At 71.6% G+C, this 21,420-nt stretch carries 20 protein-coding genes and 2 pseudogenes; 12 read left to right on the forward strand and 10 right to left on the reverse strand.

The annotated features are described in order from the left end of the window. From AAH991_RS31185 to AAH991_RS31200, 4 genes and pseudogenes are all read left to right on the forward strand, one after another. Positions 1–396, forward strand: a pseudogene (locus AAH991_RS31185) (Crp/Fnr family transcriptional regulator); the annotation flags it as partial. Positions 397–646: 250 nt separating this feature from the next. After that, positions 647–1,462, forward strand: a complete 816-nt coding sequence (locus tag AAH991_RS31190) for an IclR family transcriptional regulator (protein ID WP_346229504.1) — start codon at positions 647–649, stop codon at positions 1,460–1,462. 138 nt (positions 1,463–1,600) lie between these two features. Continuing rightward, positions 1,601–2,176, forward strand: a complete 576-nt coding sequence (locus AAH991_RS31195; protein WP_346229505.1) for a hypothetical protein — start codon at positions 1,601–1,603, stop codon at positions 2,174–2,176. A 93-nt stretch (positions 2,177–2,269) separates the two neighbouring features. Further along, positions 2,270–2,902, forward strand: a complete 633-nt coding sequence (locus AAH991_RS31200) for a LysE family translocator (RefSeq protein ID WP_346229506.1) — start codon at positions 2,270–2,272, stop codon at positions 2,900–2,902. Positions 2,903–2,991: 89 nt separating this feature from the next. Here the strand turns inward: AAH991_RS31200 and AAH991_RS31205 are convergent, their stop codons facing one another. Both AAH991_RS31205 and AAH991_RS31210 read right to left on the reverse strand, forming a co-directional pair. Continuing rightward, positions 2,992–4,371: a condensation domain-containing protein gene (locus tag AAH991_RS31205; protein ID WP_346229507.1), complete on the reverse strand. Its 1,380-nt coding sequence runs from the start codon at positions 4,369–4,371 to the stop codon at positions 2,992–2,994. Next, entirely contained in the window at positions 4,365–4,640 is a 276-nt protein-coding gene (locus AAH991_RS31210; protein WP_346229508.1) for an acyl carrier protein, read from the reverse strand. The genes AAH991_RS31205 and AAH991_RS31210 overlap by 7 nt, the downstream gene beginning before the upstream one ends. Positions 4,641–4,944: 304 nt before the next feature. Here AAH991_RS31210 and AAH991_RS31215 point away from each other — a divergent pair, with 304 nt between their 5' ends. Beyond that, positions 4,945–5,832 (forward strand): DNA-3-methyladenine glycosylase family protein, encoded by an 888-nt coding sequence (locus AAH991_RS31215; protein WP_346229509.1) that lies wholly within the window; start codon positions 4,945–4,947, stop codon positions 5,830–5,832. 7 nt (positions 5,833–5,839) lie between these two features. Here the strand turns inward: AAH991_RS31215 and AAH991_RS31220 are convergent, their stop codons facing one another. After that, on the reverse strand, positions 5,840–6,442 hold the full coding sequence (locus tag AAH991_RS31220; protein WP_346229510.1) for an RDD family protein: 603 nt from the start codon (positions 6,440–6,442) through the stop codon (positions 5,840–5,842). A 166-nt stretch (positions 6,443–6,608) separates the two neighbouring features. On the opposite strand from AAH991_RS31220, the pseudogene AAH991_RS31225 reads away from it, so the two are divergent. The 5 genes and pseudogenes from AAH991_RS31225 to AAH991_RS31245 all read left to right on the forward strand — a co-directional run. After that, positions 6,609–6,986 (forward strand): annotated as a pseudogene (locus AAH991_RS31225) (TipAS antibiotic-recognition domain-containing protein); the annotation flags it as partial. Positions 6,987–7,169: 183 nt separating this feature from the next. Continuing rightward, positions 7,170–8,432, forward strand: a complete 1,263-nt coding sequence (locus tag AAH991_RS31230) for a serine hydrolase domain-containing protein (protein WP_346229511.1) — start codon at positions 7,170–7,172, stop codon at positions 8,430–8,432. After that, positions 8,432–9,139 carry a VanZ family protein gene (locus AAH991_RS31235; protein ID WP_346229512.1) on the forward strand — a complete coding sequence of 236 codons (708 nt, stop codon included), beginning with the start codon at positions 8,432–8,434 and terminating at the stop codon, positions 9,137–9,139. Before AAH991_RS31230 ends, AAH991_RS31235 begins: the two co-directional genes overlap by 1 nt. 68 nt (positions 9,140–9,207) lie before the next feature. Then, entirely contained in the window at positions 9,208–9,888 is a 681-nt protein-coding gene (locus AAH991_RS31240) for a response regulator transcription factor (protein ID WP_346229513.1), read from the forward strand. 10 nt (positions 9,889–9,898) lie between these two features. After that, complete coding sequence (locus AAH991_RS31245; RefSeq protein WP_346229514.1) at positions 9,899–11,011, forward strand: sensor histidine kinase; 1,113 nt, start codon at positions 9,899–9,901, stop codon at positions 11,009–11,011. Positions 11,012–11,107: 96 nt separating this feature from the next. Here the strand turns inward: AAH991_RS31245 and AAH991_RS31250 are convergent, their stop codons facing one another. From AAH991_RS31250 to AAH991_RS31280, 7 genes are all read right to left on the reverse strand, one after another. Beyond that, positions 11,108–12,304: an LLM class flavin-dependent oxidoreductase gene (locus AAH991_RS31250; RefSeq protein ID WP_346229515.1), complete on the reverse strand. Its 1,197-nt coding sequence runs from the start codon at positions 12,302–12,304 to the stop codon at positions 11,108–11,110. Positions 12,305–12,350: 46 nt separating this feature from the next. Beyond that, the gene (locus AAH991_RS31255) at positions 12,351–13,034 is read right to left on the reverse strand and encodes a class II aldolase/adducin family protein (RefSeq protein WP_346229516.1); all 684 of its coding nucleotides are present in this window, start codon (positions 13,032–13,034) and stop codon (positions 12,351–12,353) included. Positions 13,035–13,107: 73 nt separating this feature from the next. Continuing rightward, on the reverse strand, positions 13,108–14,010 hold the full coding sequence (locus tag AAH991_RS31260; protein WP_346229517.1) for an ABC transporter permease: 903 nt from the start codon (positions 14,008–14,010) through the stop codon (positions 13,108–13,110). Between the two features lie 14 nt (positions 14,011–14,024). Further along, positions 14,025–14,849 carry an ABC transporter ATP-binding protein gene (locus AAH991_RS31265; RefSeq protein WP_346229518.1) on the reverse strand — a complete coding sequence of 275 codons (825 nt, stop codon included), beginning with the start codon at positions 14,847–14,849 and terminating at the stop codon, positions 14,025–14,027. A gap of 28 nt (positions 14,850–14,877) precedes the next feature. Next, entirely contained in the window at positions 14,878–15,885 is a 1,008-nt protein-coding gene (locus AAH991_RS31270) for an ABC transporter substrate-binding protein (protein WP_346229519.1), read from the reverse strand. Positions 15,886–16,148: 263 nt separating this feature from the next. Continuing rightward, positions 16,149–17,183, reverse strand: a complete 1,035-nt coding sequence (locus AAH991_RS31275) for an ABC transporter substrate-binding protein (RefSeq protein WP_346229520.1) — start codon at positions 17,181–17,183, stop codon at positions 16,149–16,151. Between the two features lie 169 nt (positions 17,184–17,352). Beyond that, positions 17,353–20,052: an AfsR/SARP family transcriptional regulator gene (locus AAH991_RS31280; protein ID WP_346229521.1), complete on the reverse strand. Its 2,700-nt coding sequence runs from the start codon at positions 20,050–20,052 to the stop codon at positions 17,353–17,355. Between the two features lie 234 nt (positions 20,053–20,286). Between AAH991_RS31280 and AAH991_RS31285 the strand changes: the two genes are divergently transcribed. Beyond that, positions 20,287–20,886 carry an RICIN domain-containing protein gene (locus AAH991_RS31285; protein ID WP_346229522.1) on the forward strand — a complete coding sequence of 200 codons (600 nt, stop codon included), beginning with the start codon at positions 20,287–20,289 and terminating at the stop codon, positions 20,884–20,886. Between the two features lie 213 nt (positions 20,887–21,099). Next, positions 21,100–21,414: a hypothetical protein gene (locus AAH991_RS31290; protein ID WP_346229523.1), complete on the forward strand. Its 315-nt coding sequence runs from the start codon at positions 21,100–21,102 to the stop codon at positions 21,412–21,414. Positions 21,415–21,420: the final 6 nt, after the last annotated feature.

The following is a 21,420-nucleotide window of genomic DNA, read 5'->3' on the forward strand; positions in this document are numbered from 1 at the left end:
CGGCGGCGCAGCTCGCACTACTTCCTCGCCCATCCCCGGGCGATCGCCGCCTTCGGGCGGCAGTGCACGCGGCGCGGGGTGTATCCGGACGTCACCGAGGTGAACGGGGCGAGGGTCATGGCGTGGCGGGGCGTGCCGATCCTGCCCTGCGACAAGATCCCGATCACCGAGGGCGGGCTCAGCTCGATCCTGGTGATGCGCACCGGCGCCGAGAAGCAGGGCGTGGTCGGCCTGCGCCGCACCGGGCTGGCGGACGAGTACGAGCCCGGCCTGTCGGTGCGCTTCACGGGCATCGACGACAAGGCGATCCTCTCCTACCTGGTGACCGCCTACTATTCGGCGGCCGTCCTGGTCCCCGACGCCCTCGGCGTACTGGAGAGCGTCGAGGTGAACTGAGGCCCGGCGCCGGCCGGGCGCTCGATGAGGCTCCCGGCCGGCGCTTCAAGGCAGCCGCGGACCGCCGCCGAGGGTGAGGACCTGGCCGACGAGTCAGGTCGCGACGTGAGCCAGGTCGCGACGCAGCCGGCCGCCAGGCCGGGCGGCGACGCCCGCGTGGTAACCGCGTTCTCCCCGCACGCGCGGCGCGGCGCGGTTAGGGTGACCGCTGGCCTGTAAGGATCCAAATAACGAGCGTCGCGGAGTGGGCTTGTTCGTAGCGTCGGATCGCGCCCGCCGGGCGGAGGCGGCCTCCGCCCTGGGCAGCCTGGAACGCGGGATCGAGGTTCTCCTGTGCCTGGCCGCCGGCATGCGGCCGATGAACCTCACCCAGGTGCACCGGTCGACCGGGTTCTCCAAGACCACCACCCACCGCCTGCTCGGGACCCTGCAGCGGCGCGGCCTGGTCACGCGCACGGGCGGCGACTACACGGTCGGCGGCCGCGTCGCGGACCTCGTGGCACCGCGCGGCTGGGCGATCCAGGGGCGTCGCCTGCCCGGCTCCCGCAGGGCGGTCCTGCCGCACCTGCTCCAGCTGTACGAGGCGACCCGGCAGACCGTCAACCTGGCCGTGCCGGACGGATTCGAGCTCGCGTACGTCGAGCGGTTGTACGGGCACAACCGGGTGAAATCGCCATCCGACGGCCTGGACCGGGCGCCGCTGTACTGCACGGCCGCGGGCAAGGTGCTCCTCGCCCACGACGCGGGCCTGCGTACGGCGTTCCTGTCCGCCCCGGCCCTGCGGCGGGTGACCGGCCGCACGGCGACGGGTCGCACGGTGACCGGCCCGGCCGCGCTGGAACGCGAACTCGCCGCCGTCCGCGGGGAGGGCGTGGGGTACGCGCGGGAGGAGTTCGCCGAGGGCGTGTGCTGCGCCGCCGCGCCCGTCTTCGGCCCGGACGGCGGGGTGTGCATGGCCGTCGCGGTCGCGGCCCCGGCGGGAGCGATGGGGACGGCGGCGCTGCCGCGTCTGGGTGCGGCGGTGCGCAGGACCGCCCGCCAGATCACCGGCGCGCTCAGCCTGTGACTCCCGATCTCCGGATTGGGGCCGCCGGGCTCGGGGAAGGCTCGACCACGTCGAGCATCGGGCCCGGCGTCCCCCGCGGTGGCGGAGGCGGCCGGTCGCCGGTGCCACGGAACGGCACAGCCGTCGCTGGGGAGAGTCATGCGTCCAGGGCCGTACGCGTCCCGCCTGATCGGCCGGGCCGGCCTCGTCGCCGTACCGATGGCCGTGTTGCTCACGGCGTTGCTCACGGCGGTGCTCACGGCGGTGCTCACGGCGTGCGGGACGCCGCAGCCCGAGGTGCGGTCGCGATCCGCTGCCACGGGTGGCCCGGCGACGGCCACGGTCTCCGCGACGACTGAAGGGGCGGCCTCGCCCTCGCCCGCCTCTTCGGTGGTCACGGCCGCGGACGATCCGCAGGCGTGCCGGGACGCGGACTGCGAGGTGGCGGTCCGCCCGGGGGACCGGCTGCGGCTCGACCGGAAGACCGGCCTCGAGGCGATCACGGTCGTCTCCCTCGACCGGGGCGAGGTGCGGCTGCGTTTCGAAGCGGGCGGGGGGACCTATCGCGTCGAGGGCATGAACGCCGACGTCAGTCAGGACTGCGTCAACGGCCGCTGCCACACCGGCGGCGGGCTGACGCTGGCCATGGGACGGCCCGGCAGGATCGGCGACATCCGCCTCCGGCTGGCGAGCGTGTCACCCGGCTACGCGGTCCTGGTCCTGACGCCGTCGTAATCGTGTCCCGCACGGCGTGACGCGGCGCTCGTGCCGCCCGGCGACGGGAATCCCGCCATGCGGAGATGCGAACGTGGACTACGGTGACCGATCGTGGACCTTTATGGCGCACTCGCCTCGTTCGCGGTCATCGTGGCATTCCTCACGCTCACGCCCGGCCTGGACACCGCCCTGATCCTGCGTACGTCGCTGCTCGCCGGCCGGAGACCGGCCTGGGCCGTGGTGCTCGGCATCCAGGCCGGCACCCTGCTGTGGGGCCTGCTCACGGCCGCCGGCCTGTCCGCGCTCCTCACCGCCTCCCAGGTGGCGTACGAGGTGCTGCGGTGGGCGGGTGTCGCGTACCTGATCTGGATGGGCGGCCGGATGCTCTGGCACAGCCGCGGCGGCCGGGCCGACGACGCGGCGCAGCCCGGCCCGGCGGACGCCGGGTGGGGACAGGCGTTCCGGCGGGGCCTGCTGACCAACCTGCTCAACCCGAAGGTGGGCGCCTTCTATGTCGCGGTGCTGCCCCAGTTCATGCCCGAGGGCGTGCCGCACGCGGTGATGGGCGTGCTCCTGGCGAGCGTCCACGTGTGCGAGGCGCTCGTGTGGAGCGTCGTGCTCATCGGGTTCACCGGCATGATGCGGGGCTGGCTGCGCAGGCCCGCGGTCAAGCGCGCCCTGGACCGGCTCACCGGCCTCATCGTCATCGCCTTCGGCCTGCGCCTGGCGGTCCAGCAGTCCTGACCGCCCGCCCTCGAATCGAAGGACGCCGCCGGCCGCGCCGAGAGGCAGCACGGGGCGGCCGTGGTCGCGGTCAGGCCCGCGCTGCTGACTCAGGTCGGGCTCCCGGCGTACGGGCCGATGCCGCAGATCCGGGGGACCGCGGTGATCGGGACGTCCTCGGTGAGGGCGCGGACCAGCAGGGCCTCGACCCCGCGCAGCATGCCCTCGGCGACCTCCCGGGGCAGGTAGGCGGTGTCCACGATGAGGCTGAGCTTCCCGGTGTCGGGGGCCGAGACGACCGTGAAGAACGCCTTGAACCGGACGCCGGGCCAGGCGTTCGTGACGTACGTCCGGGTCTGCCCGGTGAGGCGGGCCACGTCCTCGTCGGGGCCGACGGGAGGCAGGCCCGGCCAGGTGCCGACGGTCCGCCTGTCGTTGAAGAACGCGTCGAGGTCCGGCTCCCTGCCGCGGCGGCGGCCGATCTCCTCCCGCATGGCCTGCATCGCGAACGGGTCGTAAAGCGCGTTGCGGTACGCCCTGAGCGCCCCCCGTTGCGCTGCCCGGCAGGCGGCGGCGAAGTCCGTGGCGGGCAGGTCGAGCACGAACAGGCCGTCCTGTTCCACGGTGCCGACCATCGCGTGGGTGCGCGCGTCGCGGCGGTTGCTGTGCACGAGCTGCATGACCGCACGCGGCCGGCCGCTCACCGTGGCCAGCACGGTGGCGCAGGCGGCGAGCAGCACGCTGGTCGTGCTGATCGTCCAGCGCTCCGCCAGCCGTTGCGCCGCGACGGCGAGCGCCGCCGACTCCATGCCGACCTCGATGAACCGCGGGTCGTCCGCCTCGCGCGGCGGATGGTCGAACACGTCGAGCGGCCCGTCCGCCAGCACCGAGTGCCAGTATCGGATGGACTTGGCCGAGCGCGCGGGGTAGGGCTCCTCCAGCTCCGCGGCCGCCTGGTCCATCGGCTGCCACTCGGCGGGCGGCGGTTTCTCGCCGCGCAGCAGGACCTTCCACTCCTCCGAGAGCGTGTTCAACGCCTGGAAGTCCACCGCCAGATGGGAGAAGGCGATCGCCAGCGCCATCGGGCGGCCACCCTTGACGACGAGGGCGCAGCGCAGCGGCAGGTCCCGGTCGTGGACGAAGGCCGTCCGGCCCAGCTCGCCCGCGACCCGCTCGGCGACCCGCAGCGCCCGGTCCTGGCCCGCCTCCACGACGTCCACGGTCAGCTCGCCGTCGCGTGCGACCCGCTGCACCGGCCCTTCCGGAGTGAGGGCGAAGGTCGTACGCAGGCTCTCGTGGCGTTCGAGCAGCACGCGCAGCGCGTCCAGGACGCTGCCGGGGTCACGCCTGCCGTACACCGGGAGCACCCACGGGCAGCTCAGGAACGTCTGGCTGTCGCCCATCAGATGGACCGCCCGCCATATCAGTCGCTGTCCCCAGGTCAGCGGCGCCTCGCCGTCCCGCGCGCCGCTGAACGCCACCGTCACCATGCGCGTGCCGTCCCTGCGACGGGCGTGGCCCGGGCCACCAGGGCGGACAGGGTGCCGACGTCCTCGACCGCGGCGAGCTCGTCGCACAGGTCCATCTCGACGCCGAACGCGTGCTCGACCGCGTCGATGAGCCGGATCCGCCCGAGCGAGGTGAGACCGAGCGCCGACAGCGAGTGACCGGCGGCGAGCACCTCCTGGACGGTGATCTCGCCGTCCGACACCTCTGAGATCAACTGCGCCAGCCGGCGCGTGTACTCCTCCGCCGTCACGCCGCACCTTCCTCTCGTACGACCCCGTCCTGGCACCATCGAACCGAAATTTTCGCCACGATGCCCTGTTCCGCGATGGGGATAGAAGTGCTGGTTAGTCCGGTTTGGGTTGCTCCGGAAATCCGGTGCAACGTGAAGAATAGGCAACAAGAGTGGTATGGCAACAGTGAAACTTGCAAGTCTTTGTCCGAAATCTTTCGGACGGGATGGCGTGGTCTCGGGGCGTGTGCGCAGGACGGGGACGGGCGGCGGCCGCACCGGGCGGCAAGATCCTTTGTCCGCCCGGGCTCGTACGATGAGGCCCATGACCAGGCACGGTTTCACGCTCACGGCACAGGGTCCGTTCGACTTCGGCGCCACGTTGCGCTTCGTCGAGGACTGGCCGGCCACCGGCGGGCTCCCCTCCGACGGGCGGGCGCTGCGCTTCGCCTACTGCGCCGAGTCCGACTGGCTGCCGATCGGCGTGACCGTGACCGCCGCGCCCGGTGGGGTCGCCGTGGCCACGACGCGGGCCGCGGGGCCGGGGATCCGGGGCGAGGTGGCGCGCATCCTGTCCCTCGACGTGGACGGTTCCGGCTTCGCCGAGGCGGGTGAGACCGACCCGGTACTCGGCGACCTGCAGCGCAAGAGCCCGGGACTGCGGCCGTTGTGCTTCTGGAGTCCCTGGGAGGCGGCCTGCTGGGCGGTCATCGTGCAGCGCTCGTCGATGCTCATCGCCGCCCGGATCAAACAGCGCATCGCGGAGCGGTATGGCGCGCGGGTGACCGTGGACGGGGAGCCGTACGCCGCCTTTCCCCCGCCCATGACGTTGCTGGAGGCGGGCGGCCTCGGCCTGCCCGCGCAGAAGGAGGAGTGGCTGCGCGGCCTGGCGCGCGCGGCGCTCGACGGCGTGCTCACCGCCGAGCACCTGCGCGCGCTCGACCCCCCGGAGGCGCTGGCCGAGCTTCGCGCCCTGCCCGGCGTGGGGCCGTTCTCGGCCGGCCTGATCCTGATCCGCGGCGCGGGCGCGCCGGACGCGTTCCCGGGCGACGAACCCCGCCTGTTCGCGATCCTGCGCGAGGCGTACGGCCTGCCGGAGGACGCTCCGCCCGCCGCCTACCGGAAGGTGGCCGAGGCGTGGCGGCCCTACCGCTCCTGGGCCTCCTTCCTGTTCCGGGCGTCCGGGTACGGCGTCCCGGCCGACGAGAGGTGAACGGCGACTACGCCGCCAGCAGCGTGGTGACCAGAACGAAGGCGGCGAAGACGGAAACGAGGACGACGAGCCCGATCAGGAATCCGGACCTCCTCGACGCCTTCGCGCCGGGGGCGGGCACGTCCACCACGACGGTCCCGGCGATGACGTCGTGCAGGCACCGCCGGCCCGGATCGCCGAAGATCCACAGGGCGTCGACGAGATAGAGAACCGGCCCGAGATACGGGGCCGCCGAGCTCAGGAGAGGATGGACGAGCGTCCGGATCCCCACCTGGCGATTCGCCGGCGTCGCTCCGGTCGTCGCGGCCACCACTTTCAGGCGGTACAGGCGCTTGCCGAGCGTCTGGCCCCACAGGGCGTGCTGCACCCAGAAGTAGGCGGCGTCCACAGCGATGATCGCGATCTGCAGGGGCCGGCCGGCCTCCGCGTAGGGGTTGAGCAGCGTGGTGAGGTAGTCGGCCTCGTCGGCCTCGGGCTGGGAGGTGATCCCCGGCACCAGCCCGATCAGAGTGTTGGCCGCGAGAAGGATCAAGTTGTCGACAAGGAAGGCGGCGAAACGGTGACGCCGTGCGGCGGTAGTCCACGTCGCCGTCTGGGGGGCGGTTGTCATGCGCGCAAGTGTGCCGTGACGCCCCGACATCGAGAGCGGCCGCCGCGGAGAGCGGTTCCGTCCCCCGGCTCGCGTGCGGCCGGTACTGCGCTTGAGAAAACGCTGAACGGGTCGCGACACCGTCTCATCGAAGTCTCATGGGCAGCCCGCCTGGGCCGGGGAGGCCGAGGACCGCTGGGGCGACAGCGTCCAGTGGGCGCAGTACGTCGAGCGGGCCGGCGAGATGACACCGGAGGACTGGAAGACGGTCGCGGCCGCCATCGCCGCACTGGACGCCGACCTCGCCGCCGCGAAGCGGGCAGGCGTCAGCCCCGGGTCGCCCGGCGCGAACGTCCTCGCGGAGCGGCACCGCGCACTGATGCCGAGGTATTTCGACTGCACCCACTCGATGCACGCCTGCATCGGGCGGATGTTCGCAGCCGATGCCCGGTTCGCCGCACACTACGACGCGGTCACGCCGGGCCTGGCGGTCTGGCTGCGCGACACGATCTGCGCGAATGCCAGGGCTCACGGCGTCGACCCGGAGTCCGCGACCTGGGAGTGATCGCGGCGTCCACCGGTGGTTCCGGCTCACCGGGGTGGTGCCGGCCGCGGCGAGGGACCCGGTGTATCGCGGACGTATCGAAAACCGCATACGCCACCGCAACAGCCTCGCGTCTTCGATGTGGACGTGAACCAGCGCGTCACTGTCAGCGCCGGATTCGTCGAGCGAGGAAGGACCGTGATCATGGATTCGGGTTCGATACGGGGCATCGACCGGCGGCGGCTGGTCAAATGGGGCGGGCTGGCGGCCGCCGGCGTGGTGGCGGCCGGCGGGCCGTTGGCGACCGCCGGGCCCGGCCACGCCGCCTCGTCTCCTCCCGGCTCGCCCCGGCGCGACCGGATCCCGCGGGACACCCTGCCCGGCGGGGCCTACGACCGGTACGTGGCGCGGCTGGCCGCCGAGGGGAAGTTCTCCGGGGTGGTGCTGCTGTCGCACCGGGGCCGTACGGTGCTGTCCCGCAGCTACGGCATGGCCGACAGGGAGAAGGGGATCCCCAACCACGAGGGCACGGCGTTCAGCCTCAGCTCGGCCGGCAAACCCTTCCACGCGGTGGCCATTCTGCAGCTGGCGCAGCAGGGCAAGTTGCAGCTGTCCGACCCGGTGGGCGAATACCTGAAGGGCTTCGCGCCGGAGATCGCCGAGCGGGTGACCATCGACAACCTGCTGTCCGGCTGCTCCGGGCTCGACAGCCCGGCCGAGGACGTGCGACGCGTCTTCCAGAGCCGGGCGGAGGTGCACGACTACTACGAGCGGCGGACCCGGCTGGCGAAACTGGTGGGTGTCCCGGGCGTTCCCAGCACCACCCACCAGGAGGCCGAGGCCACCATCCCTCCGCTGATCGTGGAGGCCGTGAGCGGCATGACGTACTGGGACTACGTCGAGAAGAACATCTTCGAGCGCTGCGGCATGACCGGCTCGGCGTTCTACACCAGGCCGCAGTGGCTCACCGGCAGGAACATCGCGCATCCGTACATGACGCTGGCCGACGGCAGCCAGGTGGACGCCCTCCGCAACCTCGACAAGGGCAGCCCCGCCTCGTACATGCTGGACAAGAACCCGGGCCGCGCCTTCATCGACGCCCCCGGGGACGGCGGCTTCGCCACCGCTCCGGATCTGGTCCGGTTCGCCCGGGCGCTGGGCGACGGCACGCTGCTGGACCGGCCCTGGGCCGACGTGCTCACCGCGGCCAAGGTCCCGCACGGCCCGGCGTCGTTCGGGGCGTACGGGATCCCGATCGAGATCGTCAATGGTCAGTGGATGTACCAGCGTGCCGGTGGCAACCCCGGTGTCGGCGCCAACTGGAGCATCTACCCGGACACCGGCTGGGTCGGGGTCATTCTCAGCAACAGCGAGGGCGTGTCGCTGCAGGACATGATCGGGCGGGAGATGCAGGCCGTCACCGGCGCTTCGCCCAGTGGAGGATCGGGCGGGGGATCGGGCGGCTGATGAACCGGAGCGCATCCCTGTCCGCACCGCCCCGCCGCACGCGCGGGACGGTGCTCGCCGGCCTGGCGATCCTCGGCCTGGCAGGTGTGTTGTTCGTCGTGCGGGGGCCGCTCCTGATGTCCGCTCCCAGGTGCTTCGCCGGGCGGTGGCACGGCTGCTACGACACGGAGAACGGCGTGCTGCTCATGACGCTGGTCGCGCTGCCGTTGGCCGCCCTGGTGGCGTTGGCCCTGGCGCGCGTCCGGCGAGCCGCCGGCGGCCGGTCGGCGTGGCGGACGTCGCTGGCCGAGGTGGGCATGGTCTACGGGACGGTGCCGTTCGTCTGGATCACCATGATGCCGGGCCCGGGGGCCGGCGTCGTCTCCGGCCGGGTGAGTCTGATCCCGTTCCGGGACCTGCTCACGATGGGGCCGCTCGGCATCGGCGGCAACCTGCTGGTCTTCGCGGCGCTGGGGTTCTTCGCCCCGATGCGGTTCGCGGCGCTGGCGTCCGTGCCGCGGATCCTGGCGCTCGGGGCGGGCTGCTCGGCCGTGATCGAAATCGCCCAGTACGTCCTGCGGCTTGACCGGGTGTCCTCAGTGGACGACGTGCTCGTCAACGCCGCCGGTGCCGTGCTGGCCGCACTGGCGTCGCGCCGCTGGTGGCGCACCACGGCGGCGGAAGCGCCGTCGGACCGGCCTCGCCCCGCGCCGGCGTCGGCAGGTTGAGTCGCGTGTCCGGTGTGCGCGGGCCTTCGCATACCTTGGCGATATGTTGTGCTGCGTAGGCTTCGGACATGCGCGTGCTGATCGTGGAAGATGAGCCCTACCTGGCCGAAGCCGTCCGTGACGGTCTGCGGCTGGAGGCGATCGCCGCCGACATCGCCGGCGACGGCGACACCGCCCTGGAACTGCTCAGCGTCAACTCCTACGACCTCGCGGTCCTCGACCGCGACATCCCCGGCCCTTCCGGCGACGAGGTCGCCCGGCACATCGTCGCCTCCGGCAGCGGCATCCCGATCCTCATGCTCACCGCCGCCGACCGGATCGACGACAAGGCTTCGGGGTTCGAGCTCGGCGCCGACGACTACCTCACCAAACCGTTCGACCTGCGAGAGCTCGTGCTGCGGTTGCGGGCGCTCGACCGCAGACGCGCGCACGCCCGGCCCCCGGTCGTCGAGATCGCGGGTCTCCGGCTGGACCCGTTCCGCCGGGAGGTCTTCCGCGACGGACGCTACGTCGCGCTCACCCGCAAGCAGTTCGCCGTGCTCGAAGTCCTCGTCGCCGCCGGAGGCGGTGTCGTCAGCGCCGAGGAGCTCCTGGAGCGGGCCTGGGACCAGAACGCCGACCCTTTCACCAACGCCGTCCGCATCACCGTCTCCGCCCTTCGCAAACGACTCGGCGAACCATGGCTCATCGCCACGGTGCCCGGGGTCGGCTACCGGATCGACGCCGGCACGGACACCAGGCACCCATGAGCAGGCACGCATGAACAGGCGCCCGGGGCTCAGCGCCCGGTTGAAACTCACCATCAGCTACGCCGCATTCCTCATGCTCGCCGGCGCTCTCCTGCTGGCCGTGGTCTGGGTGTTCCTGCTGCGCTACGTACCCGACGGTGTGTGGATCACCGGGCTGAGGGGCGGCGGGCCCTGGGCGCCGGCCCCGCCGTTCGTCCCCAACCGCACCGACCTCCAGCGCGCCTTCGTCCCCCGCGCGGCCCAAGCACTGGCCATTCTGCTGGCGTTCGGCCTGACAGGCGGATGGATCCTCGCCGGCCGGATGCTCGCACCGCTCACACAGATCACCGACGCCACCCGGAAAACCGCGAACGGACTCCTGTCCCATCGGATCCGCATGAAGGGCCGCCAGGACGAGTTCCGTGAGCTCGCCGACGCCTTCGACACCATGCTCGAACAAATCGAATCCCACGTCGCCGAGCAGCGCAGGTTCGCCGCGAACGCCTCCCACGAACTGCGCACCCCGCTGGCGATCTCACGGACGCTCCTCGACGTCGCCCGCAAGGACCCCACACGGGACCGGGACGAGCTCATCGAACGCCTGCACACCGTCAACCAGCGGGCGATCGAGCTCACCGAGGCCCTTCTGCTGCTCAGTCGCGGCGACCGCGGGAACTTCACCCGCGAGACCGTCGACCTCTCCCTCGTCGCCGAAGAGGCCACCGAGACACTGCTGCCCCTCGCCGAACAGCGCCGGATCACACTGGACGTCACCGGCGGGGCGGCCCGGACCAGCGGCTCCGCCGAGCTCCTGCTGCGGATCGTGACGAACCTCGTCCAGAACGCCATCGTCCACAACCTCCCCACCGGCGGCACCGTGACGGTCCACACCGGGGCGTACGGCGGCGCGAGCGTGCTGCGGGTCGAGAACACGGGCCCTCGGCTCCCACCGGAACTGGTGCCGACCCTCACCGAACCCTTCCGGCGCGGAACAGAGCGCGTACGCACCGGCGAACACGCGGGCGTCGGCCTCGGCCTGGCCATCGTGCACAGCATCGTCCGCGCCCACGACGGGACACTCGACCTCGTTCCCCGGCCCGACGGCGGTCTCCTCGTCATGGTCCGGCTTCCCCGCACGCCGTAGCCACCCTCCCGAGCGGACGCGCCGGGAAGCGCGCCGCGGCCGGCTACCTCGCCGCAGCGCGGCCGTGCTCCGGCGAGGTAGCCGCGTCTCGCCGGGTCAGCCGGCGGCGACGAGCGAGGAGGCGCCGGCCGGTGACGGCGTGGCGGTCCGCGGCCGGGTGTAGCCGGCGGGCCGCAGCGGGCCGGGGTCGTCGTGCGTCACCGGCAGCAGCGGCATCACCTGCTCGCCGAACCGGTACGTCTCCTCCAGCAGCGGATTGCCCGAGACGATGAACGAGTCGATCCCCAGGGCGTGGTACTCGCGGATGCGCGCGGCGACCGATTCGGGGCTGCCGACCAGTGCGATGCCGGGGCCTCCGCGGATCAGGCCGAAGCCCGACCACACGTTGGGATACACCTCGAGCTCCTGGGCGAAGCGCGGCTTGACGCCCTTGTGGAAGGCGAGCTGCCGCGCCTGCCCCACGGACTCCTGCTTCACCGCCTCGGCCTGCACCCGTGCGACGACGCCGTCGTCCACATGGTCGAGCATGTCCTGCGCCGCCGCCCAGGCCTGCTCGTCGGTGTCGCGGACGATCAGGTTCAGCCGGATTCCGAAACGGATCGAGCGGCCGTGCCGGGCGGCCCGGGCGCGTACGTCCGCGATCAGCTCCGCGGTCTCGGCGGGCGGCTCGCCCCACGTGAGGTAGTTGTCGATGTGCTTGGCCGCCACGTCGCGGGCGATCGGCGAGGCGCCGCCGAACCACAGCGGCGGGTACGGATCCTGCAGAGACAGGAACGCGGCCTCGGCCCCCTGGATCTTGAGGTGCTTGCCGTCGAAGTCGACGCGTTCCCCGCGCATGAGCGCCCGGTAGACGGTGAGGAACTCGTCGGTGTGCTCGTACCGCTCCTCGTGCTTGAGGTGCACCCCGGCGGCCTCGAGCCCGATGTGCCCGCTCACGATGTTCAGGATGACCCGGCCGCCGGAGTTCTGGTCGAGCGTCGTCGCGAGTTTCACCAGCGACGTCGGCGTGTACACCGAGGGGTGCACCGCGATCACGAACTTCATCCGCCGGGTCGTGGGCACCAGCGAGGCCGCCGTGATCCAGGGGTCCATGCCGCCGGTCGGCTGGGTGGCCAGCAACGCGCCGTAGAAGCCGTTGACGTCGATCGACTTCGCCCACGCCTGGACGTACTCGAAGTCGACCGGCCGCTTCCATTTCGGGTCCCACGGATATCTGCCGTCGTTGGCGATCAGGTACCAGAGGATTTCCAGCCGGCGCTCGGGGAGCGGCGGGAGAAGGTCGGTCTCGGTCATCGGCGCGCTCCGTCGGTCGTGCTCGTGCTCGTGCTGGTGTGTGTACTCAAGGGACGATCGGCTTCGATCCGCCCAGGGCGGCGGCGTGGATCTCCAACGTGGCCGCCTCCTCGATCGTGGCGACGAGGCGGGCGGTGCTCAGCGGGCTGTCGTCGAAGGCGAGCAGCCCGTGGTTGGCCAGCAGGACGGCCCTGGTGCCGGGATGCTCGGCGAGCAGGCCGGCGATGGACGCGCCGAGGTCGCCGTTGTTGCGCGTGCGGTACGGCGCGCAGGGGATGTCGCGGGTCTGCCCGCGGTTGACGAGCGGCTCGTAGTTCGGCGGGATCGGCCGGTGGGCCAGGGCGAACGCGGTCGCGTGCGTCGAGTGTGTGTGGATGACGGCGTTCACCTCCGGACGGGTGTAGGCAAGGGTGTGCATCTGGAGCACCTGCCGCACCCCGGGGCCGAGCTTGCCCGCGACCAGGTCGCCGTCCAAAGTGATCACGCCGAAGTCCTCCTCGCCGATGTCGGCGGGCAGTCCCTTCGCGTTGATCAGCAGGTGGCCGGGGGAGTCCGGCAGGCGGACGCTCGCGTTCGCCGAGTACGGATTCTGCAGCGCGCCCAGTTGGTGCAGCAGGCGCACCGCCCGGACGAGTTCGGCGCGTACGGCCGCGTCGGCCGGGGTCAGCACCAGCTCACCGGCCTTCAGCCACTCGCCCTCGCGGACGGGGCTGGTCAGGGTCGGGGTCATCGGTCTTCCTTCGTGTCGCAGGTCGGGCGTGGGGATCGGGCGTGGGGATCGGGCGTGGGGGTCGAGCGGGAGGTCAGTCGTGGGTGCGGGTCGCGCCGAAGTGCCAGTGCAGGACCCGTCGCTCGACGAACAGGAAGGCGGCGTTGAGGGCGTAGCCGAGCATCGCGATGGTGACCGCGCCGACGATCAGGTCGGTCACCTGGAAGCTCTGCTGCTGGATCATCAGAAGATGCCCGAGGCCGTCGTTGCCGGCGATCATGCCGACGACGACCGAGATCACCAGGGAGGCGGCGAGGGCCGAGCGGAGCCCCACGAAGATCGAGGGTGCGGCGGCCGGGATCACGATCTCGGCCATCGTCTGCCGCCAGGTCAGCCCGAAGGTGCGCGCGGTGTCCATAGTCGTGCGGTGTGTGGATCCCGCGCCCGAGTAGGCGTTGAGCAGGATGTGGAAGAACGCCGCCAGCGCGACCACGCTGATCTTCATCGCGTCGTCGATGCCGAGGTAGAGGATCAGCAGGGGGATCACCGCCGAGATCGGCATCGGCCGCAGCAGTTCGAGCGGTGGTTCGAGCAGCACGTAGACGAGCCGTACGCGGGCCATGAGCACCCCGATCACCACGGCCAGCACGGCGGCGACCCCGTAGCCGATCAGCATCGTACGCAGGGTCTGCAGGGTCGCCGTCAGCAGCGGCCCGCCGAGGATCTGGTCCCACCACTGGACGGCGACGTCGCTGACGGTGGCGTATCTGGGCGACGGGTTCAGCGTGGCGTACCGCTGCCAGGCGACCAGGGCCGCGGCGAACACGAGCCAGCCGAAGAGCCTGCTGCGCAGCGCGCGCAGGAACCAGGGGCGGCGTTTCGGCGCGGAAGGCGCGGAAGGCGCGGAAGGAGCGGAAGGGCCGACGGCGGCGGGGCCGGGGGCCGCCGGGAGCGGCACGGCGCCGGCGGCTCTCGTCACTGTGGGATTGGTGGTCATTCGCCGGAGTCCTCTCAGTCCAGGACCAGGTGCAGCAGTTCGCGCCGGTGGTGCAGGAACTCCGGCGACTCCCGCGTGGGCACCTGGCCGCGCGGGCGGGGCAGATCGGTCCGTACGTCCGCGAGCACGCCGCGTCCCTCGGGATGCAGCACCACGACCCGGTCGGCCAGGTAGACCGCCTCGTCGATGTCGTGGGTCACGAACACCACCGTCAGCCCCTCCTCGGCCCAGGCGTGCAGGAGGACGTCCTGCAGCTTGGCGCGGCTCAGGGCGTCCACGCCGCTGAACGCCTCGTCCATGAGCAGCAGCTGGGGCCGCGCGGCCAGCGCGCGGGCGATGGCCGCCCGCTGCTGCATGCCGCCGGACAGCTCCCACGGGTACCGGTCGGCCGCGTGGCCGAGGCCCACCAGATCGAGGTAGTGGGCCACCAGCTCGTCGTGACCGCCCGCGGCCGGTTCGTACGCGTGCCGCAGCCCGAACCGGACGTTGCCCGCCACCGTCTTCCACGGCAGCAGCGACTGGGCGTAGTCCTGGAAGACGCAGCGCGCCTGCCGCGGCGGCCCGTCGATCGGCTGCCCGGCCACCCGGATCTGTCCCGCCGTGACGGGGAGGAGACCGCTGAGCAGCCGCAGCAGCGTGGATTTCCCGCAACCGGACCGCCCGACGAGGGCGACGAACTCCCCGGCGGCGATGTCCAGGGACAGCCCGCGCAGGGCGGTCACCTCCCGCCGGCGGGTGCGGTACGTCTTCGCGACGTCGTCCGCCGTCAGCAGGGTCCCGGTGCCCGCGGCCGAGCTGCGTGTGGTCCCGGCCGCGGCGGGTGCGGCTGATGTCGCCATGGAGGCTCCCGGCGTTCGTGGGTGATGGTCAGGGGGTGGCGGCCGTGGCGGTGGGCCACAGGTAGGGCGTGAGGTCGAAGGGCTTCTTCAACGCGCCGAACCGCGCGCCCGTCTCGATCCACTTGTTCTCGGCGGCCACGTCGAACGGGCCGCTGAGCTCGCCGCTGGTCGCCGCCGACGCCTTGTCCAGCGCGCCGGGATACTTGGCCTCCAGCTTGGCGACGTCCGCGCCGCCGTACTTCACCAGCAGCGTGTTCTGCGCGAGCGGCTCGGACGACTGGAACGCGGTCACGCCCTGCCGTACGGCCCGTACGAAGCGTCTGACCAGGTCCGGGTGGGCCTCGGCGAAGCTGCGCAGCGCACCGTAGCCGGACGTCGCCGCGCCTTCGGGCACGCCGGAGTCGAAGGTGCCGGCCACCGTCAGGCCGTACTGCGCCTCCCAGGCGGTGACGTACGCGCCGCTGGTGGCCGCGGCGTCGAGCGTGCCCTGGGCCACCAGGCCGCCCGAGGTGGTGCGGTCCTGCACGGTGGTGTACTTCGGGCCGTTCGGGTCGAGGCCCTGGTCGGCGAGCCACTTCTTGATCTGCACGGTGGTCAGCGCCTGCGCCGGCACCCCGAGCTTCTTGCCGGCGAGGTCCTTCGCCGAGGTGATGCCGCTGCCCGGCTTCGTCACGATGACGTTGACCGGCTGCCCGGGCTTCAGCGCGTTGGCCGGGTTGATGATCGTCAGTTTGAAGCCCTGCTCGATCGCGGCCGCCCAGGCGAAGATGTCGGCCCACGCGATGTCGATGGAGCCGCCCTCGGTGGCCGCGACGAGCGCGGGGCCGCCGCTGAGCGTCACGAGTTCGACCTTGATGCGCTCCTTGTCGAAGAACCCGTTCTCGATCGCGGAGTACACACCCGGGGGCGAGCCGGCGATGACGCCGACGCGGACGGTGTCCACGCCCTGCGCGCCGGACTCGCCCTCCGACGACGCCGCCGACGTGCCGCAGGCGGCCAGCAGCACGCCGACGGCGGCGACCGCCGTCAGGAACAACGGACGGCGGACGCGAGCACGACCGGCGGGCCGGGCCGAGGAGCCGCGGCCGCCTGAGGTGGATGTGCTGATCAACTCATGGCCTTTCGAGAGAGCAAGGGGGGTCGGCCGGTGACCGGCGCGGCTCCGCCGCTGCCGGCCCGCACGGGCGTGATGGGGGAAGACGGCGCGCGGATGACAGGCGGCAACCGGTCCCGCGCGTACGGGGAGACGACGGGCGGCAACCGGTCCCGCGCGAGGGGAGGGAGAACGGGCGGCCGCGGTCAGTCCCGCACGGCCAGCCGCTCGTACGCGAGCCGCAGGGGCTGCGGGTCGATCCAGGCATCGAGGTCGAAGTCGGCGCCGAGGAAGCCGTGACGCAGCAGGAACGCCTTCTGGATCCGCAGCAGGTCCACCCGCTCCTCGTCCAGAGTGGGGTGGAGCGTGCGGTGGAATCCCTCCCGGTAGGCCAGGAGGACGCCCTGCGCGCCGGATCCGGTCTCGGCCGCGAGCACCGCGCGTACGCCGTCCGGATCGCCGGTCGCCCAGTCGGCCGCGCGCAGCGTCTCGACCAGGAACTCGACCACCAGCTCGGGGCGCGACCGCAGCAGGTCCTCGTGCACCGTGATCGGCCGCGGGGTTCCGTTGTTGACCCTGGACCGCCGCCACGGCACCGCGTCCAGGTCGATGCCGACCACCGCGCCGCGGACGTGGGCGGCCTCCAGCGCGGCGGCGCCCTTTACGTAGACCGCGTCGACCCGTCCGGCCGCCAGCTCGTCCAGCTCCCGGAACCGCGGCGCGGCGCGCTCGGCGCGGATGCGGCCCGGGGGGACGACCGGGTCGAGCGGCACCTCGACGAACTCCACGTCGTCGAGCGTCAGACCGGCGAGCCCGAGCGCGCCCTTGAACCCGTGGAGGGCCATGGCGCGCGCATGGCTGGTGTCCCTCGTGGCGGCCCAGCCGGGTACGGCGATCCGCGCACCCCGGAGGGCGGCCGGCGAGGTGATCGGCGAGTCCGGGCGGACGACGATCGACTGCCCCTCGTCGATCCAGGTGAGCCCGACCAAGCGGGTCCTGGCGCCCTCGGCCCGCGCCGCGATGGCGGGCACGTTGCCCCCTTCGCGGATCAGGCCGACGAGGTCGTGGTCGTAGTGGTGCCGGGCGATCTCCAGCGGGGCGTCCTGGAGGATGCCGACCTCGACGCCCAGGTCCGCGTACCGCGCGGCCAGCCGGCCGGTCGCGTAGGCGAGCCCGCCGGCCGTCGGAACCGGACAGCGGGTGAACCAGACGGTGTCCACGGACTCGGCCGTCGCGGGCATGCTCCGCCCCTTTCGCCGCCGTCTCTGTCGAGACGGGCGTATTCCTAGTAACTATGTAGGAATAGTAGGAGAGGTCCGTGATCGGAGCAAGTGAGCGTTCAGTCCTGTGATGGGCGTCACGACCGCCGAATGCCGATGGCACTCGTCTTCCTCGGCATCGGCCGTAGTGCTACCCGACCGCTGTGACGTCGTGAGTCGAGGCGAAGAAGAGGGCGTGCAGGTTGGTCCGCAGGGTGTGGGCGTCGGGATGCCCGAGCTCCGTGAGGATGGAAAGGGCACGCAGCCAGGCTCGGTAGGCGGCCTCGTGCTCGCCCGCGGCGCGCTGCGTCGCACCGAGGCGGGTGAGGGTGTAGGCCTCTCCGTACCGTTCGCCGAGCTGCTGGAAGAGCGTGAGAGCCTCCTGATAGCTCGCGGCGGCTTGAGCGTGCCGGCCGAGGTGGTGCAGGGTCTGACCCAGGCTGTCCCAGGCGGCCGCCTGGCCGTAGCGGTCGCCGATTCGCACGTACAGGGACAGGACCTCCTGACAGGCGGGCAGGGCCCGACCGTGATCGCCGAGCTGACCGTGCGCCCACCACATCCCCACCAGGGCGAAGGCCTGTCCGATCTGATGGCCGGCCGCGCGGAACAGGCGAAGCGCCTGCTCGGAGTGGCGCAGCGTGTCCGAGTAGCCGGCTTGCCGGGCGAACGCCAGGGCGAGGCTGAGATGAGTCCGGCCCCTGCCGGAGGATTCGGTCAGCTTCTCCCACTGGGACAGGGCGTGCCGGTAGTGGGTCAGGGTGTCGTCGCCGAGCCCCGAGGCGTTCGGGTCGTGGCGCCCGCGCTGGGTCAGGAAATCGGCCAGGGTCCACACCAGTTGCCAGGCGTGGGCGTCGAAGCCGGCCTCGGCCGCGTGCTGGACGGCACCGACGACAACCGCGTGCTCGGCGGCGAACCATGCCAGCGCCTCATCGTGATCCAGGAGGGGGTGGACGGTCACCCCCGGCTGCGCCGGGACGAGGGAAAGCGGATCGCGAGACGGGTTCAGCAGCAACGCCGCGCCGTGAGCGGTGTGCAGGTAGTGGTCGAACATCCGGTGCAGCGCCGCGTGCCGATCGGTGTCGCCGTCCCACCGCCGGGTCAGCTCGGCGGCGTACGCGCGCAGCAGATCATGCATGCCGTAGCGGCCCGGGGCCTGTTCGGTGAGCAGATGGGCGCGGGTCAGCTCGGCCAGCAGCCGCCGGGCCCGAGCCACCGGCACGCCGGCCAGACTGGCCGCGGCGGGCACCGTGACATCGGGGCCGGGATGCAGGCTCAGCAGCCGGAACAGCTCTGCCACCGGGGTGCCGAGGGTCCGGTAGCTCCAGGAGAACACCGCCCACAGATCGCCGCTGTCGCTCAGCGCGTCGGCCACGGCCGCGAGCGGGAACGCCGGCCGGGTGGCGGCACGCGCCGCCACGACCGCCAGTGCCAGGGGCAGTCCCGCGCACGCGGCGACGATCTCCTCGACCGCCTGAGGCTCGGCCGCCACCCGGCAGGCCCCGAGGCGGCCGGCGAGCAGCTGACGGGATTCGGTGGGCGTGAGCAGGTCCACGGTGAGCGGGCAGGCGCCTTCCATCGCGACCAGACCGGTCAGCTGCTCGCGGCTGGTCACCACCGCCGCGCAGCCGGACGAACCGGGCAACAGCGGCCGCACCTGCTCGGCGTCGCGTGCGTTGTCCAGCACTACCAGCACCCGTCGGTCGGCCAGCAGGCTGCGGTACAACGCCACCTGCGCGTCGAGCGCGGGCGGGATGTCGTCAGCCGGGACGCCAAGGGCGTGCAGGAACCCCCGAACCGCCTCGCCCGGCGTCATCACCGGCCCATTCGGGTCGAACCCGCGCAGATTGACATATAGCTGCCCATCCGGGAATCGAGCGGCGACCTGATGCGCCCAATGCACCGCCAGCGTCGTCTTGCCCACACCCGCGGTGCCCGACAGGAGGGGGATCGCGACCGCGCCCGCCGGAGCCGTGCCGTCGGCGGGCAGCAGCCGGTTCAGCGCATGGAGGACACTCGCCCGTCCGGTGAAACCGGGTACGTCCCCCGGCAACTGCCGCGGCACCGGTAAGCCCGGGCGCACCTCCACGTGCCCTCCGGCCGGCGGCGGGCCGAGGGCGGGGTCGGCGCGCAGGATCCGCTCGTTGAGAGCACGCAGCTCCGGCCCCGGCTCGATGCCGAGTTCCTCGATCAGGAGGGCACGTGTGTCGCGGAAGACCTCCAGGGCCTCGGCTTGGCGGCCGGAGCGGTACAACGCCAGCATCCAGTAGCAACGCAGCCGCTCCCGATACGGGTGAGCCGTGGCGAGCCGGCCCAGTTCTCCGATCAGCGCACTGTGCCGGCCCAGCTCCAGATCCACGCAGACGCTAAGTTCCTGGGCGCGCAGTTGTGCCTCCTCCAGCCGCCGGACCTCCTGCATCACGATTGCGACATCACTGGCATCCGCGTACGGCGTGCCCCGCCAGAGTTTCAACGCCTGCCGCAATGTGGCGCCGGCCGATTCGAGGTCCCCGCGGTCATAGGCGGCCTGCCCGCGGTCCACCAGATCCGCGAAACGCAGCGCGTCCACCTGGCCGGCTCCGACGATGATCGCGTACCCGGCCGCGCTGTGCACGATGTGCTCCTGCCCGGCGATCGAATGCCGCAGCCGATGCACATAGCCCTGGAGGTTCTTGCGCGCGCTGGCGGGCGGCTGTCCGTTCCACAGCGCCTCGATCAACGCCGGCACCTCCACCGGCTCCCCGGCCCTGCAGAGCAGCAATGTCAGCAGACGACGCCACTTCGCCGGCTCCACCGCCACGGCCACCCCGTCGCGACGGACCTCCAGCGGTCCGAGCACGCCGAATTCGATCAACAGCCCCCGCCCTTCATCGCATGACAATTCGAATCTGACGGCGATCAATCAAATCGTCAAGGAAGGAGACAACCACCGCACAACCGCCGCACAACCGCCACGGCTCACCATCGGTACAGAATAGGTAGCCGGCCGATACAGCCCTTGATCCGGGGAGGTACTCCGCGTGCCTGTTCCGTCCCGATCGTCGTTGCACCACACCTGAGGGAAACACCCCGACGGAAGGATTCAGGCGTGCGCAAGTTCCTCCGCGTACTGACGACGCTCGTCGTCACGATCGCAGGTCTCTCCCTGCCGATGATCGCCGCTCAACCGGCGCAGGCCGCCGCCAGTGTCTGCTCCTCCAGGTACGGTTCCTATTGGAACCACCAGGACAAGGCGCACTGGTGGGCGGCGGCGGCAGCCGGCAGGGCGCAACAACACCGAATGCCCATCGACCTTCAGGGGCCGTGGAAGGACGACGGCGTCCAGGCCCATATCTGGGACTGGTACGGCGGAGAAAGCCAGTACTGGTGCCTGCACAGGATAGAATTCGCCAACCAGTCGTACGCATTCCAGTTCAGAAACTATTACACCGGAAAATGTCTCGGTGTACCCGAGTTGGGTAACTACGTCGCCGTGCGGCAATACACCTGCACCTCCGATGGTTACAGGCAGCGGTGGGTGCTGATGGGCCAAGGCCTCGTGAGCACACCTGACGGGATCAAGACCGGGCAGGCACTCCGTATGGACGATTCGAATTACTGTCTGGACGTCCGGGACGAGCAGACCGCGGCGGGGACGCCGCTTCAACTCTGGACATGCTCGAAAACTCCGAATCAGGTGTTCTACTGATTCCGGTAGAGCGAACTGCCCAGCCGTGAGAACGGCCCTTCGCGGCCCTGCCCGATGAGACGGGGAGAAGGCCGGGGGCTGGAAAGCAGGGGTCTCGGCGCACACCGGGACCCCTGCGCCATGTCCCGGCTCGGCCGGAGTTCGGATATCCGGTGGTATCACCATCCGCCGGCCTGCCGGCGGGAGCACGTGCGGTGACGTGCCCGAGTTGACGTGCGGGATCGCCGGCCGGGGGCCGTCCTCCAGCACCTCGACCGCGCCGAGCAGACCTCGCAGGCCGATCCGCTCGCGTTCGACGTCCGTCGGGTCGAACAGCCATTCGGCGATGGGCAGGGCGGCCGCCTCTTCTGCGAGGCCGCGCTCGGCCTCGATCATCTCCTCCTCGACTTCGATCTCGAGTTCGTGCAGGAATCCGTTCTCGTCGCTCGGAGCGGTCATCGATCCTCTCTGTTCTGTTCTGTGCGGATGGCTCGGCCCGGGGACGCGACGACCGGGGCGGCCCGCGGGGCGGAGGAACCACGGTCATAGCGTGCG

Source organism: Microbispora sp. ZYX-F-249 (assembly GCF_039649665.1).
GTDB lineage: Bacteria > Actinomycetota > Actinomycetes > Streptosporangiales > Streptosporangiaceae > Microbispora > Microbispora maris.

What these genes read in the sequence shown, in the direction of transcription:
- AAH991_RS31195 (WP_346229505.1), top strand. Translation starts at nt 1,601, where the DNA reads ATGCGTCCAGGGCCGTACGCGTCCCGCCTGATCGGCCGGGCCGGCCTC.
- AAH991_RS31205 (WP_346229507.1), bottom strand. Translation starts at nt 4,371, where the DNA reads ATGGTGACGGTGGCGTTCAGCGGCGCGCGGGACGGCGAGGCGCCGCTG.
- AAH991_RS31215 (WP_346229509.1), top strand. Translation starts at nt 4,945, where the DNA reads ATGACCAGGCACGGTTTCACGCTCACGGCACAGGGTCCGTTCGACTTC.
- AAH991_RS31220 (WP_346229510.1), bottom strand. Translation starts at nt 6,442, where the DNA reads ATGACAACCGCCCCCCAGACGGCGACGTGGACTACCGCCGCACGGCGT.
- AAH991_RS31230 (WP_346229511.1), top strand. Translation starts at nt 7,170, where the DNA reads ATGGATTCGGGTTCGATACGGGGCATCGACCGGCGGCGGCTGGTCAAA.
- AAH991_RS31235 (WP_346229512.1), top strand. Translation starts at nt 8,432, where the DNA reads ATGAACCGGAGCGCATCCCTGTCCGCACCGCCCCGCCGCACGCGCGGG.
- AAH991_RS31240 (WP_346229513.1), top strand. Translation starts at nt 9,208, where the DNA reads ATGCGCGTGCTGATCGTGGAAGATGAGCCCTACCTGGCCGAAGCCGTC.
- AAH991_RS31245 (WP_346229514.1), top strand. Translation starts at nt 9,899, where the DNA reads ATGAACAGGCGCCCGGGGCTCAGCGCCCGGTTGAAACTCACCATCAGC.
- AAH991_RS31250 (WP_346229515.1), bottom strand. Translation starts at nt 12,304, where the DNA reads ATGACCGAGACCGACCTTCTCCCGCCGCTCCCCGAGCGCCGGCTGGAA.
- AAH991_RS31255 (WP_346229516.1), bottom strand. Translation starts at nt 13,034, where the DNA reads ATGACCCCGACCCTGACCAGCCCCGTCCGCGAGGGCGAGTGGCTGAAG.
- AAH991_RS31260 (WP_346229517.1), bottom strand. Translation starts at nt 14,010, where the DNA reads ATGACCACCAATCCCACAGTGACGAGAGCCGCCGGCGCCGTGCCGCTC.
- AAH991_RS31265 (WP_346229518.1), bottom strand. Translation starts at nt 14,849, where the DNA reads ATGGCGACATCAGCCGCACCCGCCGCGGCCGGGACCACACGCAGCTCG.
- AAH991_RS31275 (WP_346229520.1), bottom strand. Translation starts at nt 17,183, where the DNA reads ATGCCCGCGACGGCCGAGTCCGTGGACACCGTCTGGTTCACCCGCTGT.